The organism is Pseudomonas phenolilytica, from assembly GCF_021432765.1.
Classification (GTDB): Bacteria; Pseudomonadota; Gammaproteobacteria; order Pseudomonadales; family Pseudomonadaceae; genus Stutzerimonas; species Stutzerimonas phenolilytica.
The window spans coordinates 3,854,299-3,869,748 of the sequence record NZ_CP058908.1 but is presented as its reverse complement, the minus strand read 5'-3'; the positions used below and the strand labels follow the sequence as shown (position 1 = coordinate 3,869,748).

General features: G+C 67.7%; 10 protein-coding genes. 1 reads left to right on the top strand and 9 read right to left on the bottom strand.

Translation table 11 applies throughout. From position 1 onward, the window contains the following. Positions 1-7: 7 nt before the first annotated feature. From HU825_RS18420 to HU825_RS18400, 5 genes are all read right to left on the bottom strand, one after another. Complete coding sequence (locus HU825_RS18420; protein ID WP_156715102.1) at positions 8-2,776, bottom strand: hybrid sensor histidine kinase/response regulator; 2,769 nt, start codon at positions 2,774-2,776, stop codon at positions 8-10. A 194-nt stretch (positions 2,777-2,970) separates the two neighbouring features. Next, on the bottom strand, positions 2,971-4,170 hold the full coding sequence (locus tag HU825_RS18415) for an osmoprotectant NAGGN system M42 family peptidase (RefSeq protein ID WP_138300244.1): 1,200 nt from the start codon (positions 4,168-4,170) through the stop codon (positions 2,971-2,973). Positions 4,171-4,248: 78 nt separating this feature from the next. Beyond that, positions 4,249-5,991 carry an N-acetylglutaminylglutamine synthetase gene (ngg, locus tag HU825_RS18410; protein WP_234302637.1) on the bottom strand — a complete coding sequence of 581 codons (1,743 nt, stop codon included), beginning with the start codon at positions 5,989-5,991 and terminating at the stop codon, positions 4,249-4,251. A gap of 63 nt (positions 5,992-6,054) precedes the next feature. Continuing rightward, positions 6,055-7,827 carry an N-acetylglutaminylglutamine amidotransferase gene (locus HU825_RS18405; protein WP_234302636.1) on the bottom strand — a complete coding sequence of 591 codons (1,773 nt, stop codon included), beginning with the start codon at positions 7,825-7,827 and terminating at the stop codon, positions 6,055-6,057. Between the two features lie 85 nt (positions 7,828-7,912). After that, positions 7,913-8,767, bottom strand: coding sequence for a LysR substrate-binding domain-containing protein (locus tag HU825_RS18400; protein WP_043299303.1), 855 nt, complete (start codon positions 8,765-8,767; stop codon positions 7,913-7,915). Between the two features lie 96 nt (positions 8,768-8,863). On the opposite strand from HU825_RS18400, the gene HU825_RS18395 reads away from it, so the two are divergent. Continuing rightward, complete coding sequence (locus HU825_RS18395; protein WP_043299305.1) at positions 8,864-9,100, top strand: DUF1127 domain-containing protein; 237 nt, start codon at positions 8,864-8,866, stop codon at positions 9,098-9,100. Between the two features lies 1 nt (position 9,101). On the opposite strand, the gene HU825_RS18390 is transcribed toward HU825_RS18395, so the two are convergent. From HU825_RS18390 to HU825_RS18375, 4 genes are all read right to left on the bottom strand, one after another. After that, on the bottom strand, positions 9,102-9,857 hold the full coding sequence (locus HU825_RS18390; protein ID WP_234302635.1) for a sulfite exporter TauE/SafE family protein: 756 nt from the start codon (positions 9,855-9,857) through the stop codon (positions 9,102-9,104). A gap of 95 nt (positions 9,858-9,952) precedes the next feature. Next, a complete protein-coding gene (locus HU825_RS18385) occupies positions 9,953-10,510 on the bottom strand; it encodes a Tll0287-like domain-containing protein (RefSeq protein ID WP_234302634.1) in 558 nt (185 codons plus the stop codon). 135 nt (positions 10,511-10,645) lie between these two features. Beyond that, entirely contained in the window at positions 10,646-12,625 is a 1,980-nt protein-coding gene (gene mnmC / locus HU825_RS18380; protein WP_234302633.1) for a bifunctional tRNA (5-methylaminomethyl-2-thiouridine)(34)-methyltransferase MnmC2/FAD-dependent 5-carboxymethylaminomethyl-2-thiouridine(34) oxidoreductase MnmC1, read from the bottom strand. Positions 12,626-12,653: 28 nt separating this feature from the next. Next, positions 12,654-15,440 (bottom strand): response regulator, encoded by a 2,787-nt coding sequence (locus HU825_RS18375; protein ID WP_077683849.1) that lies wholly within the window; start codon positions 15,438-15,440, stop codon positions 12,654-12,656. Between the last annotated feature and the right edge of the window lie 10 nt (positions 15,441-15,450).

The window sequence follows — 15,450 nt, the reverse complement described above, 5'->3', positions numbered from 1 at the left end:
GATCCGATCAGCGAGGGCGGGGCGAGGATTCTACCGGCGGGCTCGTGGCATCGTGCAGGTAATCGTCCAGGCAGGCATAGAGTTGCTGGCTTTCCAGCGGCTTGCCGATGAAGTCGTTCATGCCGGCGGCGAGGCCGCGCTGGCGATGCTCGGCCAGCACATGGGCGGTGACGGCGATGATCGGCACCGTCGGCCATTGCCGTTCGGCTTCCAGCGCGCGGATCTGCCGGCTGGCCTCGTAGCCGTCGACCTCGGGCATCTCGCAATCCATCAGGATCAGGCGGACCGAACCCGGATCGCGCCGATACAACTCCACGGCCTGACGCCCGTTGTCGGCCAGCCGCACTGTGTAGCCACGCTTCTGCAGCAGACCGCGGACGACCATCTGGTTCACCGGATTGTCTTCGGCGACCAGAATGCACGGCGGGTTGCCGGCGACCTCGTCCGGCGCCGGCGTGGCCGGCGTCGGCACGTTGTCCTCGTAGAGTGTCTGCAGCGCATCACGCAACGGCGCGCTCTGCAGCGGCAGCGACAGGCTGGCCATGCGCAGCCCGGCTACGGGCTGCGGCTGTTCCAGTATCGGTGGATAGAGCAGCAGAACCCGCTGGTTCGTCTCCAGATGCGCCGCGAGCTGTTCCAGCCACTGGCCCGGCGTGCCTGGCCACGGCGCCTGCAGCACCAGCAGCGGCGGGGCGCTGTAGTCGCTCAGATAGTCGAGCAGTCGTTCCGGCTCCAGGCAGCGCTCGGTGCGCATGCCCCAGCGTTGCAGCAGCTGGCTCAGCGCATCGACGCCGTTGCCGTCGAGCGAAGCCAGCAGCGCCGGCCGACCGGCGAGCAAGGTGATCATCGGATCGTCGTCCTGTGCGCTGACATGCAGCGGAATCTCGAAGCTGAAGCGGCTGCCTTCGCCCGGTGTGCTCTGCACCTCGATGCGCCCGCGCATCATCTCCACCAGCTCCTTGCTGATCGCCAGGCCCAGGCCGCTGCCGCCGTAGCGACGGCTGGTGCTGGAATCGCCCTGGGAAAACGACTCGAACAGCGTGGCGAGCACCTCGGCGCGCATGCCGATGCCGCTGTCGCTGACGCAGAAGCGCAGGTACGGCGAGCCATCCGCCTCATGGGTGCAGGATACTTCCAGGCGCACGTAGCCCTGCTCGGTGAACTTCAGCGCGTTGCTCAGCAGGTTCATGAGGATCTGCTTGAGGCGGGTCGGATCGCCGCGGACCCGGCGCGGTACATGCGGCTGCAGGCCAACGTGCAGACTCAGCTGCTTGTCCAGCGCCTGCGCCGTGAGCAGGCTGATGGATTCGGAAATCAGCGTTTCCAGGTCGAACTCGATGTCTTCCAGGCTGAGCTTGCCCGAACCGATGCGGGCATAGTCGAGGATGTCGTTGATCACCGTCATCAGCGAATGGCCGGAGCTGGTGATGGTGTCCAGGTAGAAGCGCTGGCTGCGGTCCAGCGGGGTTTCGCGCAGCAGCTGCAGCATGCCCAGCACCCCGTTGAGCGGGGTGCGGATCTCGTGGCTCATCTTGGCGAGGAAGCGGCTCTTGGCTTCGTTCTCGCTGTGGGCCTGTTCGGCGGCCTGGCGCGAACGGAATCCCTCTTCCTTGAGGCGGTTGATGCGGTCGGCCAGGCCCAGCGAGAGGGTGATCAGCTCGAAGGTCACCGCCGCCTTGACCACCGAGGCGCCGTACAGCCCGAGCACCTCGAAACCCAGCGATCCGGTGGTCACGATGATGAACGAGGCGAGCAGCACGCCCCAGGCGATCGTGTAGTACAGCCCGTAGCGCACGCCGTTGCGCCAGACGAAGGCGCCGGTGGCGAGCAGGCCGATGGAGGTGACGATCACCACCACGCTAGCCAGGATGCTCCAGACATGCAGGCTCAGCAGCACGCCGGAGGCCAGACTGGCGAATGCTGCCAGCAGCGCCACGCGCAAGCCGCGGTCCAGGTGCGGGAAGTGCTCGCGGGTATGCAGGAAATGCCGGCTGAACTGGATCGCCACCAGGCAGTGGCTGTACATCAGCAGATAGATGCCGAAGGTCGAGATGGTGCTGTTGTCCGGCAGCCATTTGATCAGCAGGCCATCGAACGCCAGGGCGAAAAGGCCGACGTTGAGGTTGTAGATCAGGTACCAGAAGTACGCCGGCTCGCGCAGCGAGACGAACAGGAACAGGTTGTAGCAGAACATGGCGAACAGCACGCCGTAGAACGCACCGCTCATGCCGAGCAGCTCTTCCTGGGCCGCGGCGCTGGCGGTATAGCTGCTGAAATACAGCGGCACGTACAGGGTGCTGCTGGTCTTCAGACGCAACAGCAGGGTGGTGTTACCGGTGGGCAGTTCGACCGGAAACCAGAAGTCGGCGATCTTCACCGGACGCTGGGTGAACGGGTAATGGTCGCCGGACAACTGCCGGCTGAGGCTGCCGTCCGGGTACTGCAAGTACAGCTCGATATGGTCCAGCAGCGGGTAATTGATCTCGATGAAGCCGCCGAGCGCGCCGGCCAGACGATTGTCCAGCTGCACCCGCAGCCACCAGGTCGAATCGTTCTTGCCCTGGTTGACGTGGCGGCCGGTCAGCTGCTGGAAGCTCTCCGTAGGCAGGGCGAGCACCTGCTCCACGCTCAGCTCGCCGTGCGGGTCCTCAAGGAAATAGGTGTGCTCGCCGAGTGCCTGGCGCGCGTCGGCGGAATCCAGCAAGGCGGGCGCGAAAGCCCACGCCAGCGGCGAAAGACAGTAAAGCAGGATCGCCAGGCAGAGACGCGGCAACATGGTCGGATTCCGGGAACGGGCAGCAGGAAAGTGCTGGAAGGCGGCCAACGAAATGGGGGACTGCCGAACTGCCCCAGACCCTGGCTCGGGCCTTCCATCATGCCGCGCGATTGCGGCGCTATCTTTGCCTAGGCGCCGCGCTGCGGCAACCCCGGCGGCACGGAAGCCGGTAGCCGGTCACGCACCGCCGTTCTTTATTGCCGGTGATCGTCGGCGTCGCGGCCGACCAGCGAGTCCACCGCCGGCACGCGGGTGTCGTTCTCCATCTGTGCGTCGTGCTCCAGCTGGTGGCTGAAACGCTCCAGCGAATCCTGCGCGTGCTGGGCGTCGCTGGCGAACACCGGTGGACTGAGCATGTAGCTGCACAGCAGTCGGCTCAGCGCGCTGAGGCTGTCGATATGGGTGCGTTCGTAGCCGTGGGTGGCATCGCAACCGAATGCCAGCAGGGCGGTGCGAATATCGTGGCCGGCCTCGATCGCCGACTGCGCGTCGCTGTGGTAGTAGCGGAACAGGTCACGGCGGACCGGAATGTCCTGCTCGCCGGCCAGGCGGAGCAGGTGACGCGACAGATGGAAGTCGTAGGGGCCGCCGGAATCCTGCATGGCCACGGTGACCGCATGCTCGCTGGACTCCTGGCCCTTGGCCGCCGGCGCGATGTCGATGCCAACGAATTCGCTGACATCCCAGGGCAGTGCGCCGGCGGCGCCGGAGCCGGTTTCCTCGGTGATGGTGAACAGCGGATGGCAGTCGATCGGGGGCTCCTGGCCGCTTTCGACGATGGCCTTGAGCGCGGCGAGCAGGGCGGCGACGCCGGCCTTGTCGTCCAGGTGACGGGCACTGATATAGCCGCTCTCGGTGAATTCGGGCATCGGGTCAAAGGCGACGAAATCGCCGATGTTGACCCCCAGCGCGCAGGTTTCGGCGCGGCTGTAGGTGTAGGCATCCAGGCGCAGCTCGACGTGGTCCCAGCTCACCGGTGCCTCATCCACCGCCGTGTTGAAGGCATGCCCGGACGCCAGCAATGGCAGCACGCTGCCGCGGATCACGCCGGTGTCGGTGAACACGCTGACGCGGCTGCCTTCGGCGAAGCGGCTCGACCAGCAGCCCACCGGGGCCAGACCGAGGCGTCCGCTGGGCTGGATCTCGCGGACGATCGCGCCGATGGTGTCCAGGTGCGCCGCCACCGCGCGGTCCGGGCTGTCGCGGCGGCCCTTGAGCGTCGCGCGGATGGTGCCGCGACGCGTCAGCTCGAAGGGAACGCCGAGCTCCTGCAGGCGTTCGGCGACATAGCGCACGATGGTGTCGGTGAAGCCGGTGGGGCTGGGGATGGCGAGCATTTCCAGCAGCACGCGCTGCAGATAGTTGAGATCGGGTTCGGGGGTTCTTGCGGTCATTGAAGGCTCCCGTCGGGGCCGCAGGCGGCCGGATGAATGCCGGCCCGCACGCGTCAGACGTGCGGGCCGGCGCGGGACTCAGGCGTTGTTCTGGCTGAGCGGGAAGAGCAGGTCGATGAAACGCTCGGCGGTCGGTTGCGGCTGATGGTTGGCCAGGCCGACGCGCTCGTTGGCTTCGATGAACACATAGTCGGGCTGGTCCACGGCAGGCACCAGCAGGTCGAGCCCGACCACCGGAATGTCCAGCGCCCGCGCGGCGCGCACGGCCGCCTCGACCAGCTCGGGATGCAGCTGGGCGGTGACGTCTTCCAGCGTGCCGCCAGTATGCAGGTTGGCGGTGCGGCGCACGGCCAGGCGCTGACCCTGCTCGAGCACGCTGTCCAGGTCGAACCCGGCGTCGCGCAGGCAGCGGCGGGTTTCCTCGTCCAGCGGGATACGGCTTTCGCCGCCGGTGGCGGCCTGGCGCCGGCGGCTCTGGGCTTCGATCAGTGCGCCGATGCTGTTGCGCCCGTCGCCAATGACTTCGGCGGGCCGGCGAATCGCCGCCGCGACCACCTCGTAGCCGATGACGACGATGCGCAGGTCCTGGCCGGGGTGGAAGCTTTCCAGCAGCACGCGGCTGTCGAATTGGCGCGCCAGTTCGATGGCTTCCTGCATCTCCTCGACGCTGCGCAGATCGACGGCGACGCCCTGGCCCTGCTCACCGTCCACTGGCTTGACCACCACGCTGCCATGCTCGGCGAGAAACGCCGCATTGTCGGCCGCGCTGCCGGCCAGCTGCTGTGCGGGTAGCTGGATGCCGGCACGTGCGAGCGTGCGGTGGGTCAGCGTCTTGTCCTGGCAGAGCGTCATGCTCACCGCCGAGGTCAGGTCCGACAGCGATTCGCGACAGCGCACCCGCCGGCCGCCCTGGGTGAGGGTGAACAGCCCGGCCTCGGCGTCGTCGATGGCGATCTCGATGCCGCGTCGGCGCGCTTCGTCGACGATGATGCGCGCGTACGGATTGAGCGTGGCTTCCGGCCCCGGGCCGAGGAACAGAGGCTGGTTGAAGCTGTTCTTGCGCTTGACGGTGAAGGTCTGCAGGTCGCGAAAGCCGAGCTTGGCGTACAGCGCCTTGGCCTGCTGGTTGTCGTGCAGCACCGACAGGTCGAGATAGGCCAGCCCACGGCCCATGAAGTGTTCGATCAGGTGACGCACCAGCACCTCGCCGACGCCCGGTCGCGGGCAGCTGGGGGAAACCGCCAGGCACCAGAGGCTCGAACCGTGCTCGGGATCGTTGAACGCCTTGTGATGATCGATGCCCATTACGCTGCCGATGACCTGCCCGGAACTCTCGTCCTCGGCGATCCAGTACACCGGGCCGCCTTCCTCGCGCGGCGTGCAGCGTTCCGGGTCGACCGGCATCATGCCGCGCGACTGGTAAAGGCCATTGATCGCCTGCCAATCCGCGGCGCTCTGTGCGCGACGTACGCCGAAGCCGCGCACGCCCTTGCGTGCCGGGCGGTAATCGGTGAACCAGATGCGCAGCGTATCGGAGGGGTCGAGGAACAGCTGTTGCGGTGCGTGCGCCAGCACCTGATGCGGTGCGGCGACGTACAGCGCGATGTCACGCTCGCCGGCCTGTTCGTTGAGCAGATCGGTGGCGAGTTCCGCCGGATCGGCGTAGGTGTGGCCGATCAGGATGCGGCCCCAGCCGCAGTTCAGGGTCACCGGGCCGCAGGGCTCGGCCTGGCCGTCTTCGGCAAATCGCGCCTGCAGGCGCTGGTAGGTAGGTGCTTGCCCGCGCAACAGGCGCTGACCATAGGCTTGAGACTTCTGCATGGTGCTTTCCCTTGAGGCGTGGCCCACGTCGGCAGCTGGCGTTGCCGCCGGGCGTGCGCATTCTTAGAGGCCTTGCTCACTCAACCAAAGGTTGACCGCCGCGAGCTGCCAGAGTTTTGAGCCGCGCAGCGGCGTCAGCTGGCCATGCGGATCGGCGAGCAGCCGCTCGATGGCTTCAGGGCGGTACAGCCCGCGGTCCTGGCTGGGATCGAGCAGCAGCTGGCGGACCCAGTCGAGAGTTTCGCCCTGCAGATGCTTGAGTCCGGGCACCGGGAAGTAGCCTTTGGGGCGGTCGATCACCGCGGCCGGTATCACCTGGCGCGCGGCCTCCTTGAGTACGTGCTTGCCGCCGTCCGGCAGCTTGAAGCGCGCCGGAATGCGCGCCGACAGCTCGGCCACGCGGTAGTCGAGGAACGGCGTGCGCGCTTCCAGGCCCCAGGCCATGGTCATGTTGTCCACCCGCTTGACCGGGTCGTCGACCAGCATGACGGTGCTGTCGATGCGCAGCGCCTTGTCCACCGCGGCCTCGGCGCCGGGTTCGGCGAAATGGCGGCGGACGAACTCGCCGGAAAAGTCGCCCTGATGCCACTGCTCCTGCATCAGCGCGCGGTATTCGTCGTAGTCGCGATCGCGGAAGGCGCCCAGGTAGGCCGCCACGGGATCGCTGGCGCCGTCCACCTGCGGATACCAGTGGTAGCCGGCGAACAGCTCGTCCGCGCCCTGGCCGCTCTGCACCACCTTGCAGTGCCTGGCGACCTCGCGCGAAAGCAGATAGAAGGCGATGCAATCATGGCTGACCATCGGCTCGCTCATGGCCTGGAAAGCCGCCGGCAGCTGCTCGAGAATCTCCCGCTCCTGGATGCGCAGCTGATGGTGACGCGTGCCGTAGTGCTCGGCGATCAGGTTGGAGTACTTGAACTCGTCGCCGCGCTCGCCGCCGGCATCCTCGAAGCCGATGGAGAAGGTCAGCAGGTTGTCGGCGACGCCTGCCTCGCGCAGCAGGCCGACCAGCAGGCTGGAATCGACGCCGCCGGACAGCAGCACGCCGACATCCACTGCGGCGCGCTGGCGGATCGCCACTGCTTCGCGCAGGGTGTCGAGGGTGCGGCGCTGCCAGTCCTCGAAACTGTAGTGCTGCTCGTCGTCGCGGGCGCCGTACTCCAGCGTCCACCAGCGGTGGGTGGAGGTCGTGCCGTCGACGCCGACGCGCATCCAGCTGGCCGGCGGCAGTTTCTCGATGCCGGCGATCAGCGTGTCCGGCGCCGGCACCACCGCGTGGAAGCTCATGTAGTGATTGAGCGCCACCGGATTGAGGTCGCCGGCGATGTCGCCGCCCTTGAGCAGGGCCGGCAGCGTCGAGGCGAAGCGCAGGCGTTGCCCGGTGCGCGACAGGTACAGCGGTTTGACGCCGAGGCGGTCGCGGGCGATGAACAGCTGTCCGCTGTCACGCTCCCAGATGGCGAAGGCGAACATGCCGTTCAGGCGCGGCAGCAGCGCTTCGCCCCAGGCGTGGAAACCCTTGAGCAGGACCTCGGTGTCGCCTTCGGAAAAGAAGCGGTAGCCCAGCGCTTCCAGCTCGGCACGCAGCTCCGGGTAGTTGTAGATGGCGCCGTTGAAGACCATCGCCAGGCCGAGCTGCGGATCGATCATCGGCTGGCCGGAGGCCTCGCACAGATCCATGATCTTCAGCCGGCGATGGCCGAGGGCCAGCGGGCCCTGGCTATGGAAGCCGCACGCATCGGGGCCGCGCGCGGTGAGGTGTTGGGTGATGCGTTCAACCGCGGCCAGATCGGCCGGTCGATTGTCGAAACGAAGTTCTCCAGCTATGCCACACATAGTTCCTTTCCGGTTGGTGCCGTTGGGGAGTGTGACTGACGGGTTTCCGTCGAAGTTCAGCTTTTCTGCCCGCGCGCCTGGCTCGCTACAGGCGGAAGCCCTCGACGATGTACTCGGCCAGCGCCTCGCTCACCGGTGACTGGCTGCGCGGATTGCGCAGCAGCACGATGCTGCATTGCGGCAAGGGCGGCAGCCCTTCGGCTTCGCCAAGAATGCGCAACTGCGGGGGGATCAGGCTGCGCAGTTGCGCGGTCACCCCCAGCCCGGCGCCGACCAGTGCCATCAGCGCCGCCAGGCTCGGGCTGGTGTAGGCGATACGGTAGTCGATCTCGGCCGCATCCAGCGCATTGCACACCCAGGCGCGGCAGAAGCAGCCGCTGTTGAACATCGCCAGCGGGATCGGCCGTTGTTCGTGCAAGTCGTAGCCGGCGGCTTCGGCCCAGACGAAACGCTCCTGGCGCAGCAGCTGGCCGATCTCGGTGCCCGGCTCGCGGGTGACGATGGTCAGGTCCATGTCCTGGCGCTGCAGCAACTGGTAGGAAGGCTCGCAGTGCAGCTCGACCTGCACCAGCGGGTAGGCCTGGGCGAACTGCGCGAGGATGCCGGGCAGAAAGCGCATCACGTAGTCGTCCGGCGTGCCGATGCGCACCGCGCCGACCATGTGCGGCTCGCGCAGCGTGGTCATTACCTCGCCATGCAGCTTGAGGATGCGCCGCGCATAACCGAGCAGCACCTGGCCCTCGGCGGTGAGGCTGACCTGCCGGCCGCTGCGCTCGAACAGCGGACGCTGCAGCACGTCCTCCTCCAGGCGCTTCATCTGCATGCTGATCGCCGACTGCGTGCGGTGCACCGCCTCCGCCGCGCGGGTGAATCCGCCATGGTCGGCGATGGCGACGAAGCTGCGCAGCAGCTCGGTATCGATGCCCGGATAGTTGGCCACTCATCAATCTCCAAGATGGGTCGCATCAAGAGTATTCGTTGGATTGATCGTAGTCACGGCAAGAAACTGGCGCCATCCCGATTGGAGGGCCAGAGCATGAAAACCCATGACAACGCATCGATCCTGCGGCACCTGCCGGCGCCGCGCCGTCTCGCCTGGGGCATGTTGCTACGCGACGGCTGGCGGCAACTGCGTCGCTGGCAGGAACTGGCGCGCCAGCGCCGGCAGCTGGCGTCGATGAGCGACGCGATGCTCAAGGACATCGGTTACAGCCGGGCCGATATCGAGCAGGAAGCCAGCCGGCCGTTCTGGGATGACCCGCTGCGGCGCTGAGTCAGTGTCCGAGCAGCAGCTTCTGCACGCCCAACGACAGGCTGACGGCCACCAGCATCAGCGCGAAGATGCGCTGCAGCACGCTGCTGTTGAGATAGTTCGCCAGCCGATTGCCGGCCAGCACGCCGCACGCGCCGCCGGCTGCCAGCCCGCCGAGCAGGGCCAGCGGTGGCTGGGCATCGCTGAGGTAGAGGAGGAAACCGCCGCCGCTGACCAGCGCGATCACCGCCATCGAGGTGGCCATCGCGCTGAGCAGTGTCAGTGGCGTGAACCAGAGCAGCGCCGGCACGACCAGGAAGCCGCCGCCAACGCCCATCAGCCCGGACAACAGACCGACGCCCAGGCCGATGGCGATCAGCGCAGCGTGACGTATCGAGCCGTTTTCCCGCGCCGGCAGGCTCGCTCCGCGCCACATGCGCCAGGCCGACCACATCACCAGCAGGCAGAAGGCGATGATCAGCGCCTTCTCGGCGATGAACTGGCCGAGCCACTGCCCGGCGGCGTTGCCTGGCAGGCCGCACAGCGCCAGCAACGCCACCGGCTTCCAGGCCACCTGGCCTTGCCAGGCGCGGGGAATCGCGCCAATCAGCGCCGACATGGCGACCGCGCCGAGGCTGACACCGATGGCATCGCGCAGCGGCAGATGCAGGCTGAGCAGCAGCGGCAGCGCGACCAGCGAACCGCCGGCGCCGGTCAGCCCCAGCAGCAGGCCGAGCAGCAGGCCGATGCCGAGGGCTTCGAGCAGCAGCGTCTCCATCAGCGAGCGTCCGCTGCGCGTGCCGGTATGCGTGGGTCACACATCGAGTAGTCCTCGGGTCGCAGACAAAGGGCGATGCTAGCTGATCCCGTCGCTCAGCGGTCCAGCGGGCGGCGCAGGCTGAAGGCGCCGCGCAGATCGCCTTCCTTGAAACCGCGCGCCTGATCCTGCGGATAGTGCTGGTCGAGCAGGGTCAGCAGTTGCGGCTTGATGTTGCTGCCGTGGCAGCCCAGGCAGGCTTCGGCGGTGCCGATGGCCTGCAGGTAGCGGTACTCACCGTTGACCACTTCGCCGTGGCGCAGCTGCTCCAGCGGTTCACCGGCGGCGGCACGCTGGGCGAACTGCTCGAGCACCTGGCGTTCCCAGGCGTCCGGCGCGTTGTCCGGGTTGCGCACCTTCAGCGCGGTACGGCCGACCTGCCAGGGCGCCTTGCTGTGCTGCGCGGCGATACCCGGCGCGAGCAGGTTGCAGGCTTCGACGGCCTTGGCCGGCCCGCCTTCGGCAACGGCCTGCTTGACGGTGGCGAGCAGCTGCTGCTGGAACGGCGGAATCAGCGCCTGCGCCTCGCTTTGCAACTGGGTGGTGTCGACCGCCGGAGCGGCGTGCAGGCCGAGCGGAAGCAGGCTCAGGAGCATCAGGTAGCGGCGTTTCATCGGCGTCTCCGACCAATCGTTTGGATAGGGGGGGGAGTATCATGCGGGGGCCATACGAGCGCAAGATGCGCGGCATTGTCGCAGGCGGCGCGGCGGCACTGATGCGCCGCGACCGAAGCCGCGGCGGCGCATCGGTCAGCTGCCGCGAATCAGCTTGCGCAGCAGGAAGCGGTTGGGGTGGCAGGCTTCGGCGACTTCGCGCGGCAGCGGCAACGGCTCGCCTTCGATCCACGCAGCCAGCAGCTCGCCCGAGAGCAGCGTGGTGATCATCCCGCGCGAGCCGTGCGCGGTGTTCACGTACAGGCCGTCGAGCCAGGGGCAGGGCGCGTCTGGCGTTTGTCGGGCGTTCTTGCTCAGCGCAGCGAAGGCTTCGGCGAAGCCTTCGGCGTCGGCCAGCGGGCCGATCAGCGGCAGGTAGTCGGGGCTGGTGCAGCGCATCGCCACCCGTCCTTCGAGGCGACCGACCTGCGCCGGGTCAGCGTGCAGACGACGGTAGAGATCCTCGGACACTCCGGCTAGCTGTTCCAGATTGGACAGGTGCTCGGCCTCGCTCGGCGCCGGATCGGACTGCTGGAAGTTGAAGCTCGCCCCCAGCGTGTGCACGCCGTCGCGTGCCGGGGCGACGTAGCCCTTGGCGCAGAGCACGGTGCGCAGCGCAACGCTGTCGGCCGTGGCCGGCAGGCAGGTGATCTGCCCGCGGATGCGCTTGAGCGGCAGCCAGGCGCTTTGGCTGAAGCGCGCCGCCTCGGCGGCACCGGCGAGCACCACCAGCGGCGCCTCGATCAGCACCTCGCCGTTGCAGACCGCCTGCCACTGCTCGCCGTCGCGGCGCAGTTCGAGCACCTCGCGGTGGCGCAGCAGTTCGATGTTCGGCTGCGCCAGCAGCCAGCGACAGACCGCCGGCGGATGCGCCCAGCCGGCCTGCGGATAGAACAGCCCGCCGTTCGGCAGGGTCACGCCGGCCAACCGTTCGGCCTCCGCCCGCGGCAGCGAATGCACCAGATCGGCGGGGAATGCCGACGCCAGCTCCGCCTGACGTGCGCGTTCCTCGTCGTCATAGGCGATCTGCAACACGCCACAGGCGTCCCAGTCCTGGCCCTGCTGCAACTGGCGCAGCAGCCGGCGGGTGTAGCCGAAGCCGGCGACCACCAGCCGCGACAGCGCGGTGCCATGCGCCGACAGCTTGAGATAGAGCACGCCCTGCGGATTGCCGGAGCCCTCCTCGGCGGGGCTGGCGTGGCGCTCCAGCACGCTGACGTGCCAGCCGCGCGCGGCGAGGCTGGCGGCGCTGGCGCAGCCGGCAAGACCCGCGCCGATCACCAGCGCATGACGCTGGCGCGGCTGGAAGTCGGGGCGCGCGTACCAGGGCTTGGCCGTCGCCGTGGCGCTGCCGATGAAGTGTCCGCGGAGGATTTCGCGCTTGTGGCCGAAACCGGGTACGCGCTGCATGTCAAAGCCGGCTTCGCCGAGACCGCGGCGGACGAAGCCGGCGCTGGTGAAGGTGCCCAGCGTCGCCCCGGGCGCTGACAGCCGCGCCAGCTCGGCGAACAGCGCCGGCTGCCACATTTCCGGATTCTTCGCCGGCGCGAAGCCGTCGAGGAACCAGGCATCGACCCGCGCATCCAGACTCGGCAGCGCTTCGAGCACATCACCGATCAGCAGCGTCAGCACCACCCGGCCGCCGCCGAACACCAGTTGCTGGAAGCCCGGATGAATCGCCAGGTATTGCTCCAGCAGCGGCTGCGCCTGCGTCTGCAGTTGCGGCCAGAGTGCCAGCGCCCTCGTGAGATCGGTGTGAGTCAGCGGATGCTTCTCGACGCTGACGAAGTGCAGGCGCGCCCCGGTTGGCGCGACCTCGTCGAACAGCTGCCAGGCACAGAGAAAGTTGAGCCCGGTGCCGAAGCCGGTTTCGCCGATCACCAGATGCTGCCCGGCGGTGAGGGCGGCGAAGCGCCGGGCGAGATCGTTCTGGGCGAGAAATACATGGCGGGTTTCTTCCAGCCCCGAGGCGCGTGAGAAGTACACGTCGCCATAGTGGCGCGATTGGGGTTGGCCGCTCGCGTCCCATTCGAGTTCGGCGGGTTGGAAGGTGGGCGTTGCGGAGCGCTCTGGCATGGGGAAATCCGGCTCGGATGAGGGAGGGTTAGCTGGCGACGCGGGCGGCGTGCCCCAGTCGTTCGATGGCGGCGTCCAGCTCGTCGAGGGCCGCCTCGGCAGCCGGGCTGTTCTGCTTGAGCAGCGTCTCGCTCTGCAGACAGGCGTTGCGCAGCTGCGGTACGCCGCAGTAGCGGGTGGCGCCGTGCAGGCGATGCACGCGCTCGATCTGCAGCTGGCGGTCGCCGGCCTGGCGCGCCTGGCGGATCGCCACGCGGTCGGCATCCAGCGAGCCGAGCAGCATGCTCAGCAACTCGCCGGCGAGATCGGCCTTGCCGGCGGCCAGGCGCAGGCCTTCCTCCTCGTCGAGAACCGGGAACACCTGCTCCGGCAGCGCTGGCGGGGCTTCAGCCGGAACGGCGCGCGGCGGACTCGGCGGCTGCGTCTGAGGCTGGCTGCGCAGGGTCAGGCCGGTCCACTTGAGCACCACCTGCGCCAGTTGGCGCTCGCTGATCGGCTTGGTCAGGTAGTCGTCCAGCCCGGCTTGCAGCAGGGCGCGTTTTTCGTTGGCCAGCGCATGCGCGGTGAGGGCGACGATCGGTAGCGGCAGCGCGCCGGTATCGTTTTCCCACTGGCGGATCGCCTCGGTGGTCTGCCGGCCGTCCATGCCGGGCATCTGCACGTCCATCAGGACCAGATCGAAGCTGTGCCGCTTGACCGCCTCCAGCGCATCGGGGCCGTTGTCCACGGCGACTACCGCGGCGCCGAGATCGCTCAGCAGCGTTTCCACCAGCAGCAGGTTGGCCGGGTTGTCATCCACGCAGAGCAGCTGCGGCACCCGTCCATTGACCGGTTGAACGGACGGCGCCATCGCTTGCGCCGGGCGCAGCAGCTCCAGCAGTACGCGCTGCAGCTTGCGCGTGCGCGCCGGCTTGCCCTGCAGCTGGGCGTGGCTGTGGTGATCCGGCAACGTGTCGCTGAACAAGGGTTGTTCGGTGGTCGGGCAGAGCACCACGCATTTGCAATCCAGCGTGTCGAATTCGTGGAGTAGCTGGCCCAGCTGCGCCGGCGCCAGTTCGCGGGTGGTGATGCCGAGTACGGCGAGGTCGATCGGCACGTTGCTGTCACGCTGACTGGCGACGCTGCGCTGCAACTGCTCCAGATTGTCGAAGTTCTGCACGCTCAGTCCGCAGCTTTCGAGCTGGTGCTGCAGCGATTGACGCGCCAGCGGATGCTGTTCGAGCAGCGCCACCCGGCGTCCGAGCAGCGCGGCCGGCGGCTGGTCCTCGATGTCGTCGCGTGCTTTGGGCAGGCTCAGGGTGATCCAGAATTCCGAGCCTTCGTCGGGAATGCTGTCGACGCCGATCTCGCCGCCCATCTGCTCGATGAGGCGCTTGGAGATCACCAGCCCCAGGCCGGTGCCGCCGGGCTGGCGCGACAGCGAGTTGTCGGCCTGGCTGAAGGCCTGGAACAGTGCCCGCAGGTCCTGATCGGTGAGGCCGATGCCGGTGTCCTGCACGCTGATGCGCAACTGCGCGCGCTCGGCGCTTTCTTCCTCGATCATCGCGCGCACGGCGATGGTGCCTTCGTTGGTGAACTTGATGGCATTGCTGACCAGATTGGTCAGCACCTGCTTGAGCCGCTGCGGATCGCCGACCAGCGACAGCGGGGTGTCGCGGTAGACCAGGCTGACCAGCTCGAGCTGCTTGGTGTGCGCGGCCGGGGCGAGGATGGTCAGGGTGTCCTCGATCAGGTCGCGCAGGTTGAACGGTACGCTGTCGAGTACCAGCTTGCCGGCCTCGATCTTCGAGAAGTCGAGAATTTCGTTGATGATGCCCAGCAGGTTGTCGGCGGATTTCTCGATGGTCGACAGGTAGTCCTGCTGGCGCGGAGTGAGGTCGCTTTTCTGCAGCAGATGGGTGAAGCCGAGGATGCCGTTGAGCGGCGTGCGGATCTCGTGGCTCATGTTGGCGAGGAACTCGGACTTGATCCGGCTGGCTTCCAGGGCCTCCTTGCGCGCCAGGTCCAGCTCGATGTTCTGGATCTCGATGGTTTCCAGATTCTGCTGCACGTCGGCGGTGGCCTGGTCGATGCTCTGCTGCAGCTCCTCGCGGGCGCTGAGCAGGGCCTCGGCCATGCGGTTGATGCCCGAGGCCAGCTCGTCCATCTCGTGGCTGCCCAGCGCTGGCAGGCGCGTTTCCAGATGGCCGTCCTTGAGCTGGGCGACGGCCAGTTGCACGCGCTGCAGCGGCTGGCTGATGGTGCGGCTCATGCGCAGCGCCAGCAGGGCGGTGACGATCAGGCCGGCGCCGACCAGCAGCAGGCTGGTGAACAGGCTGCGATAGCCGCGCAGCAGCGTACCGTGATGCGACAGCTCCAGCTCCAGCCAGCCGATCAGCGCATTACCGTTGCCGCGCGCCTCCTCGCCGAGATTCAGGTGCTGCTGCAGCACCGGCATGAGGATGCGCGTGTAGTCCAGGCTGCTGACCCGGGTCAGGCCCTCCGGGTCGCCGGGCGGCGAGGGGGTGAGCATGCGCGGGCCGACGTGCGCGCGCGCGTTACGTTCAGCGTCGAGGATGGTTACCGCGCGGACGTCGTTCTGGTCGAGCACCTGCGCCAGGATGCGCTGCAGGCGTTTGTCGTAGCCCAGGTTCATCGCCGGAGCGGCCAGCGGCGCCAGCTGTTCGGCGATCAGCACGCCGCGTTCGTCGAGCTGGTGACGCATCTCGGAGAGCTGCATCCAGGTGAAGTAGGCGCCCAGCGCGATGGCGAGCAGGGTGCTCGGCAGCAGCGTGAGCACCAGTACGCGGCCTCGGATTCCTACGTCTTTGAGCACAGTCCATTCC

Excerpts from the sequence above, each read along its gene's own strand:
- HU825_RS18420 (WP_156715102.1), bottom strand. The coding sequence starts at position 2,776 with ATGTTGCCGCGTCTCTGCCTGGCGATCCTGCTTTACTGTCTTTCGCCG.
- HU825_RS18415 (WP_138300244.1), bottom strand. The coding sequence starts at position 4,170 with ATGACCGCAAGAACCCCCGAACCCGATCTCAACTATCTGCAGCGCGTG.
- ngg (WP_234302637.1), bottom strand. The coding sequence starts at position 5,991 with ATGCAGAAGTCTCAAGCCTATGGTCAGCGCCTGTTGCGCGGGCAAGCA.
- HU825_RS18405 (WP_234302636.1), bottom strand. The coding sequence starts at position 7,827 with ATGTGTGGCATAGCTGGAGAACTTCGTTTCGACAATCGACCGGCCGAT.
- HU825_RS18395 (WP_043299305.1), top strand. The coding sequence starts at position 8,864 with ATGAAAACCCATGACAACGCATCGATCCTGCGGCACCTGCCGGCGCCG.
- HU825_RS18390 (WP_234302635.1), bottom strand. The coding sequence starts at position 9,857 with ATGGAGACGCTGCTGCTCGAAGCCCTCGGCATCGGCCTGCTGCTCGGC.
- HU825_RS18385 (WP_234302634.1), bottom strand. The coding sequence starts at position 10,510 with ATGAAACGCCGCTACCTGATGCTCCTGAGCCTGCTTCCGCTCGGCCTG.
- mnmC (WP_234302633.1), bottom strand. The coding sequence starts at position 12,625 with ATGCCAGAGCGCTCCGCAACGCCCACCTTCCAACCCGCCGAACTCGAA.